The sequence below is a fragment of the Streptomyces sp. NPDC058459 genome (assembly GCF_042721685.1).
Classification (GTDB): domain Bacteria; phylum Actinomycetota; class Actinomycetes; order Streptomycetales; family Streptomycetaceae; genus Streptomyces.
Genome location: NZ_JBHXLV010000012.1, coordinates 51,887 through 59,139 on the forward strand (window position 1 = coordinate 51,887; position 7,253 = coordinate 59,139).

Genomic DNA, 7,253 nt, shown 5'->3' on the forward strand with positions numbered 1-7,253 from the left:
ACCCTGGACCGAGTCCCCCTTCTTCTGGTGGCACCCTAGGAGCATGAACGACTCCGCTTCCAGACGTGTCCGTGTCCGTGCTCCCGAGCTGGTCGGCAAGGGGGGCTGGCTGAACACCGGCGATCAGCAGTACACCTTGGCCGACCTGCGAGGACGCGTCGTCATCCTCGACTTCTGGACGTTCTGCTGCATCAACTGCCTGCACGTCCTGGACGAGCTGCGCGAGCTGGAGGAGCGGCACGCGGACACGGTGGTCGTCGTCGGCGTGCACTCCCCGAAGTTCGTGCACGAGGCGGAGCACCGGGCGGTGGTGGACGCGGTCGAGCGGTACGGCGTGGAGCACCCCGTACTGGACGATCCCGAGCTGGCCACCTGGAAGCAGTACGCGGTGCGCGCCTGGCCGACGCTGGTGGTGATCGACCCGGAGGGGTACGTGGTCGCCCAGCACGTCGGTGAGGGGCATGTGCACGCCATCGAGCGGCTGGTGACGGAGCTGGAGGCCGAGCACGAGGCCAAGGGCACCCTGCACCGGGGCGACGGCCCCTATGTGGCGCCGGAGCCGGAGCCGACCGGCTTGCGCTTCCCCGGCAAGGCGCTGCTGCTGCCCTCGGGGAACTTCCTGGTCAGCGACACCACCCGGCATCAGCTGGTGGAGCTGGCCGAGGACGGGGAGAGCGTCGTACGCCGGATCGGTTCCGGTGCGCGCGGCTTCGGGGACGGCCCGGCCGAGCGGGCGTCGTTCAGCGAGCCGCAGGGTCTGGCCCTGCTGGAGGACGGCTCCGTGGTCGTCGCCGACACGGTGAACCACGCCCTGCGCCACCTGGACCTCGCCTCCGGCGCGGTCACCACCCTGGCGGGCACCGGCAGGCAGTGGATGCAGGGCGCGCCCACCTCGGGCGCGGCCCGCGAGGTCGAGCTGTCCTCGCCGTGGGACGTTGCCGTCTTCGGCGGCAAGGTGTGGATCGCCATGGCGGGCGTGCACCAGCTGTGGACGTACGACCCGGCGGCACAGACCGTCCAGGTCGCGGCCGGTACGACCAACGAGGGCCTGGTGGACGGACCCGGTGCCGAGGCGTGGTTCGCGCAGCCCTCCGGGCTCGCGGCGACGGCCGACCGGCTGTGGCTCGCGGACTCCGAGACCTCCGCGCTGCGCTGGGTGGACCTCGACGGCGCCGTGCACACGGCCGTCGGCACCGGCCTGTTCGACTTCGGCCACCGTGACGGGGCCGCGGAGCAGGCCCTGCTCCAGCACCCGCTCGGCGTCACCGCGCTGCCGGACGGCTCGGTCGCCGTCGCCGACACCTACAACCACGCCCTGCGCCGCTACGACCCCGCCACCGGCGAGGTCACCACGCTGGCCACCGATCTGCGCGAGCCCAGCGACGCCGTGCTCGTGGGCGACGACATCGTGGTGGTCGAGTCCGCCCGCCACCGGCTGACCCGGCTGCGGCTGCCCGAGGAGGCGGTACGCGTGGAGGCGGTCGCCCACCGCACCCGGCGCGCGGCCACCGAGGTGGCCCCCGGCCGGCTGCGGCTGGACGTGATCTTCCAGGCACCGGCGGGCCAGAAGCTGGACACCCGCTACGGCCCCTCGACCCGGCTGCTGGTCTCCGCGACCCCGCCCGAGCTGCTGCTCAAGGGCGAGGGCGCGGACAGCGACCTGAGCCGTGAACTGGAGCTGGACCCGGCCGTCCCCGAGGGCGTGCTGCACGTCTCCGCGATGGCCGCGTCCTGCGACGACGACCCGGCCAACGAGTACCCGGCCTGCCATGTCCACCAGCAGGACTGGGGCGTCCCGGTGCGCCTCGTCGAGGGCGCGGCGCACCGGCTGCCGCTGGTGCTGGCCGGGCTGGACGGAGGCGGCGAAGAGTAGCCGTCAGACGCCGTAGCCGTCGGAGTAGCCGTCGCGCTGTGTGTGGTGGTGCCGGTCCTCCTCCACGACCTGGGTGGTCGGGACCACCACACGCCGGCGCCGGGCCATGCCGGTGAAGGTCACCAGGCCGATAAGACCGGTTGCCATGAAGATGACGCCGACCAGGTCGAGGTTGACGCCGCTCATGTGCCAGTCGGTGGCAAACGTGAGGATCGCTCCCACGGCTATGAGGATGATGCATCCGCCGAGGCCCATGAGATCCCGCCTCCCCTAAAGGGTTCCGGACTCTCCGGTCCCGTTCGGCGGATACCCCTCATCCGGCCGGCTAGCCACCGGCCGGCTCACCAACTAGCCCTCCAGGAAGGCCGTCAGGGCTTTCGCGAGGAGGAACGGGTCGTCGGCGCCGCACAGTTCGCGCGCGCTGTGCATGGAGAGCATCGCCACGCCGATGTCGACGGTGCTGATGCCGTGGCGGGCGGCGGTGATGGGGCCGATGGTGGTGCCGCAGGGCATCGAGTTGTTGGAGACGAACGTCTGGAACGGCACCCCGGCCCGCTCGCACGCGGCGGCGAACACCGCGCGGCCCGAACCGTCCGTGGCGTAGCGGTTGTTGACGTTCACCTTGAGGATCGGGCCGCCGTTGACCCGGGGGTGGTGCGTCGGGTCGTGCCGCTCCGCGTAGTTGGGGTGCACGGCGTGGCCGGTGTCGGAGGAGAGGCAGACGCTGCCCGCGAAGGCGCGCGCCCGGTCCTCGTAGGAGCCGCCGCGTGCGAACACCGAGCGCTCCAGGACGCCGCCGAGCAGCGGGCCGTCGGCGCCGGTGTCGGACTGGGAGCCGTTCTCCTCGTGGTCGAAGGCGGCGAGGACGGGGATGTGGGTGAGGGTCTCCCCCGAAGCCGCGGCGGCGATCAGCGCGGCCGTACCGGCGTGCACGGAGAGCAGGTTGTCCATCCGGGGCCCGGCGACCAGCTCGCGGTCCCGGCCCAGGTAGGCGGGCGCCTCGACGGGGTACGTCATCAGGTCCCAGCCCGTGACCGAACCGGCATCCAGCCCGGCCGCCTCCTCCAGGAAGGCGATCAGGTCACCCTCGTGGACGTCACCGCCCAGGCCCCACACGGGCTGGAGGTGGCGCTGCTTGTCGAGCTTGAGGCCGTCCACGGAGACCGAGCGGTCCAGGTGGATGGCGAGCTGCGGCACCCGCAGCAGCGGGCGGTCGATGTCGACCAGCACCGAGCCGCCGTCGCGCAGGGTGAGCCGGCCGGCCAGGCCGAGGTCGCGGTCCAGCCAGGAGTTCATCAGCGGGCCGCCGTAGATCTCCACCGCGATCTGGCGCCAGCCGTGCGCCCCGGTGTCCGGTTCGGGCTTGACCCTGAGGTTCGGGGAGTCGGTGTGCGCGCCGACGATCCGGAACGGGGTGTGCGGGGTCGCGCCCTCGGGGACGTACCAGGCGATGACCGCGCCGCCGCGCAGCACGTACCGGCCGCCGCTGCCGGTGCCCGCGGGGGTGTCCCACGCCTCGGTCTCGGTGACCTGGGTGAAGCCCGCCTCCTCCAGCCGCGCGGCGACGTTCGCCACGGCGTGGTACGGCGTCGGGCTCGCTGCCAGGAAGGCCATCAGGTCGTCGGTGTGGCCGCGGTCGAAACGGGACGGTGCGCTCATGGCGCTTACCTTAACGACGAGCGCGGGCCCGCTCTCCGGAGGGAGGAAGCGGGCCCGCGACGGGATGTGAGGAGAGGGTGAGAAGAAGGGTGAGAAGAGGGTGAGGACTAGAAGGCGGCCTCGTCCAGCTCCATGAGGTCCAGTTCGACACCGGCCGAGATCTCGCGGGCCAGGGTGACGCCGGGCAGGACGTTGGCCGCGAAGAACTTCGCCGCCGCGATCTTGCCGGTGTAGAACGCCACGTCCTTCGAGGACACAGCCTTCGCCGAGGCCGTCTGAAGCTTCTCGGCGGCGACGGCCGCGCCGCGCAGCAGCAGGTAGCCGACGATCACGTCACCGGAGGCCAGCAGCAGGCGCGTGGTGTTGAGCCCCACCTTGTAGATGTTCCTGACGTCCTGCTCGGTGGCCGCGAGGTCGGTCAGCATCAGGCCGACGATCGCCTCCAGTTCCACGGCGGCCTTGGCCAGGTGCTCGCGGGCGCCCGCCAGCTCCTCGCCGCCGGTGGCCAGCGCCAGGAACTTCCTGATGTCCTCGGCGAGGCCGTTCAGCGCGGCGCCCTGGTTGCGGACGATCTTCCGGAAGAAGAAGTCCTGGCCCTGGATCGCGGTGGTGCCCTCGTACAGGGTGTCGATCTTGGCGTCCCGGATGTACTGCTCGATCGGGTACTCCTGGAGGAACCCGGAGCCGCCGAAGGTCTGGAGCGACTGCGCGAGCTGCTCGTAGCCCTTCTCGGAGCCGTAGCCCTTCACGATCGGCAGGAGCAGGTCGTTCAGCGCGTGGTCGGCGGAGGCGTCCTCGCCGTTCGCCTCCTTGACCGCGATGGTGTCCTGGACGGAGGCGGTGTGCAGCACCAGGGCGCGCATGCCCTCCGCGTACGCCTTCTGCGTCATCAGCGAGCGGCGCACGTCGGGGTGGTGCGTGATGGTGACCTTGGGCGCCTTCTTGTCCATGAAGTTCGCGAGGTCCGGTCCCTGGACGCGCTCCTTGGCGTACTCCAGCGCGTTGAGGTAGCCCGTCGACAGGGTCGAGATGGCCTTCGTGCCGACCATCATGCGGGCGAACTCGATGATGCGGAACATCTGGCGGATGCCGTCGTGCTTGTCCCCGATCAGCCAGCCCACGGCGGGGTGGCGGTCGCCGAACGTCATCTCGCAGGTGTTGGACGCCTTGAGGCCCATCTTGTGCTCGACGTTGGTGGCGTAGACGCCGTTGCGCGCCCCCAGCTCGCCGGTCTCGCCGTCGAAGAGGAACTTGGGCACGAGGAAGAGGGAGAGGCCCTTGGTGCCGGGTCCGGCGCCCTCGGGGCGGGCGAGGACGTAGTGGAGGATGTTCTCCTCCATGTCGTGCTCACCGGAGGTGATGAAGCGCTTCACGCCCTCGATGTGCCAGGAGCCGTCCTCCTGCTGGACCGCCTTGGTGCGGCCGGCGCCCACGTCCGAACCGGCGTCCGGCTCGGTGAGGACCATGGTGGAGCCCCAGGTCTTCTCGACCGCGATCTTCGCCCAGTTCTTCTGCTCCTCGGTGCCCTCCTCGAAGAGGATGCGGGCGAACGCCGGGCCGGAGGTGTACATCCAGATGGCCGGGTTGGCGCCGAGCACCAGCTCCGCGTACGCCCAGATCAGGGACGGCGGGGTGTTGGTGCCGCCGATCTCCTCGGGCAGGCCGAGCCGCCAGTACTCCGACTCCATGAAAGCCTTGTAGCTCTTCTTGAAGGAGGCCGGGACCGGCGCGGTGCTGGTCTCGGGGTCGAAGACCGGGGGGTTGCGGTCGGCGTCCACGAAGGACTCCGCCAGCTCGTTCTCCGAGAGGCGGGTCAGCTCGGCGAGGACGGACTTGGCGGTCTCGGTGTCCATCTCCTCGAACGGGCCGGTGCCGTAGAGCTTCTCGCGGCCGAGGACTTCGAAGAGGTTGAACTCGATGTCGCGGAGGTTGGACTTGTAGTGCCCCATGGTGACTCCATCACGGACTCGGCGAGGCACTGACTCCTCGCGGCTGATCACATACCGGTAAGTAGCCACCATGATGCTACCCGTCGGTAATAAGACGCAACCCCGCCCGGTGTGAGATGGCTCCACCGCTCTCCTGACCCCGCCGCCCGCGCTCGGTACTCTTGCGCCCATGTACGGCTACGACCAGAACGCGGGCACCCAGCAGCAGTACGTGCCGCCGCAGCAGCAGCCGGGTGGTGTCGGCGGGTACGGCCAGCAGCCGCCGCTCTACCCGGAGCCGTCCGTGCCCTCGCTGGCGGACGCGGTGCGCGCCTTCACCACCGGGCAACTGCCCGCCGAGGACTTCCAGCAGGTCTTCGCCACGTCCAAGGTGTACTGCCCGCGCGGCGACACCCCCGGCTTCCTCGCCCTGCACAACACCCAGCAGCCGGTGATCCCGATGTTCACCTCGCTGAAGGAGCTGCGCCGGTACGCGGGCAAGGAGTCCAAGTACTTCGTGATCACCGGCGCCGAGGTGATCGACCTGCTCCCCACCGGCTATGGCTTCGTCATCGACATGGAGGGCGAGCACCGGATGGTGTTCGACGCCAAGGCGGTGGAGCAGATGGTCGACTTCGCCATGCGCCGGATGTACGGCTGACCGCGGTCACCGGTTCTGAGGCCCGGAGGGAATTACCTCCGGGCCTTCTACGTTCTGGCTGGCGGAAAGTTCAACGCTCAACTAAACTGGGTCCACAAGGAGGTACCGACCATGCCTGCAGTGACCGTCGAGAACCCGTTGACGCTGCCCCGTGTGACCGCGTCCGCCGATGCCGTGTCGCGCCCGGTGCTGACCGTGACGACCGCGCCGAGCGGCTTCGAGGGCGAGGGGTTCCCGGTGCGCCGCGCCTTCGCCGGGATCAACTACCGCCACCTCGACCCGTTCATCATGATGGACCAGATGGGTGAGGTGGACTACGCGCCGGGCGAGCCCAAGGGCACCCCCTGGCACCCGCACCGCGGCTTCGAGACCGTCACCTACATCATCGACGGGACCTTCGACCACCAGGACTCCCACGGCGGTGGCGGCACCATCACCAACGGCGACACCCAGTGGATGACGGCCGGCTCGGGCCTGCTGCACATCGAGGCGCCTCCGGAGTCGCTGGTGATGTCGGGCGGTCTCTTCCACGGCCTCCAGCTGTGGGTGAACCTCCCCGCCAAGGACAAGATGATGACCCCGAAGTACCAGGATCTGCGCTCCGGCCAGGTGGCCCTGCTGACCTCGCCGGACGGCGGCGCGCTGATCCGTGTCATCGCGGGTGACCTGGACGGTCACGAGGGTCCGGGTGCCACCCACACTCCGATCACCATGATCCACGCGACGCTCGCCCCGGGTGCCGAGCTGACCCTGCCGTGGCGTGAGGACTTCAACGCCCTCGCGTACGTGCTGGCCGGCAAGGGCACGGTCGGTGAGGGGCGGCGGCCGGTCCACCTGGGCCAGACCGCGGTCTTCGGGACCGGTGGCTCGATCACTGTCCGGGCGGACGAGAAGCAGGACTCCCACACGCCCGACCTGGAGGTCGTCCTCCTCGGCGGACAGCCGATCCGTGAGCCGATGGCCCACTACGGCCCGTTCGTCATGAACACCCGCGACGAACTCCAGCAGGCTTTCGAGGACTTCCAGAAGGGCCGCCTGGGCACGGTGCCGGCGGTGCACGGGATGACCGGGAGCGGCCCGCAGGGCTGACCGGGGTCCCGCCGAACCCCGCCGCCCCGGCAGACAACGGAGT

6 protein-coding genes are annotated in these 7,253 nt (G+C 70.2%); 3 read left to right on the plus strand and 3 right to left on the minus strand.

Features of this window, described 5'->3' with window-relative positions; translation table 11 throughout:
- Window positions 1-43: 43 nt before the first annotated feature.
- Window positions 44-1,873: an NHL domain-containing thioredoxin family protein gene (locus tag ACFWN1_RS04665; protein ID WP_384358155.1), complete on the plus strand. Its 1,830-nt coding sequence runs from the start codon at window positions 44-46 to the stop codon at window positions 1,871-1,873.
- A 3-nt stretch (window positions 1,874-1,876) separates the two neighbouring features.
- On the opposite strand, the gene ACFWN1_RS04670 is transcribed toward ACFWN1_RS04665, so the two are convergent.
- The 3 genes from ACFWN1_RS04670 to ACFWN1_RS04680 form a co-directional block, all read right to left on the minus strand.
- A complete protein-coding gene (locus ACFWN1_RS04670; protein ID WP_384358157.1) occupies window positions 1,877-2,128 on the minus strand; it encodes a DUF6458 family protein in 252 nt (83 codons plus the stop codon).
- 93 nt (window positions 2,129-2,221) lie between these two features.
- Window positions 2,222-3,532: a M18 family aminopeptidase gene (locus ACFWN1_RS04675; protein WP_384358159.1), complete on the minus strand. Its 1,311-nt coding sequence runs from the start codon at window positions 3,530-3,532 to the stop codon at window positions 2,222-2,224.
- 107 nt (window positions 3,533-3,639) lie between these two features.
- A complete protein-coding gene (locus ACFWN1_RS04680; protein WP_384358161.1) occupies window positions 3,640-5,481 on the minus strand; it encodes an acyl-CoA dehydrogenase in 1,842 nt (613 codons plus the stop codon).
- 169 nt (window positions 5,482-5,650) lie between these two features.
- Between ACFWN1_RS04680 and ACFWN1_RS04685 the strand changes: the two genes are divergently transcribed.
- Window positions 5,651-6,121 (plus strand): SseB family protein, encoded by a 471-nt coding sequence (locus ACFWN1_RS04685; RefSeq protein ID WP_384358163.1) that lies wholly within the window; start codon window positions 5,651-5,653, stop codon window positions 6,119-6,121.
- 111 nt (window positions 6,122-6,232) lie between these two features.
- Complete coding sequence (locus ACFWN1_RS04690; protein WP_384358165.1) at window positions 6,233-7,210, plus strand: pirin family protein; 978 nt, start codon at window positions 6,233-6,235, stop codon at window positions 7,208-7,210.
- Window positions 7,211-7,253: the final 43 nt, after the last annotated feature.

Excerpts from the sequence above, each read along its gene's own strand:
- ACFWN1_RS04665 (WP_384358155.1), top strand. The coding sequence starts at position 44 with ATGAACGACTCCGCTTCCAGACGTGTCCGTGTCCGTGCTCCCGAGCTG.
- ACFWN1_RS04670 (WP_384358157.1), bottom strand. The coding sequence starts at position 2,128 with ATGGGCCTCGGCGGATGCATCATCCTCATAGCCGTGGGAGCGATCCTC.
- ACFWN1_RS04675 (WP_384358159.1), bottom strand. The coding sequence starts at position 3,532 with ATGAGCGCACCGTCCCGTTTCGACCGCGGCCACACCGACGACCTGATG.
- ACFWN1_RS04680 (WP_384358161.1), bottom strand. The coding sequence starts at position 5,481 with ATGGGGCACTACAAGTCCAACCTCCGCGACATCGAGTTCAACCTCTTC.
- ACFWN1_RS04685 (WP_384358163.1), top strand. The coding sequence starts at position 5,651 with ATGTACGGCTACGACCAGAACGCGGGCACCCAGCAGCAGTACGTGCCG.
- ACFWN1_RS04690 (WP_384358165.1), top strand. The coding sequence starts at position 6,233 with ATGCCTGCAGTGACCGTCGAGAACCCGTTGACGCTGCCCCGTGTGACC.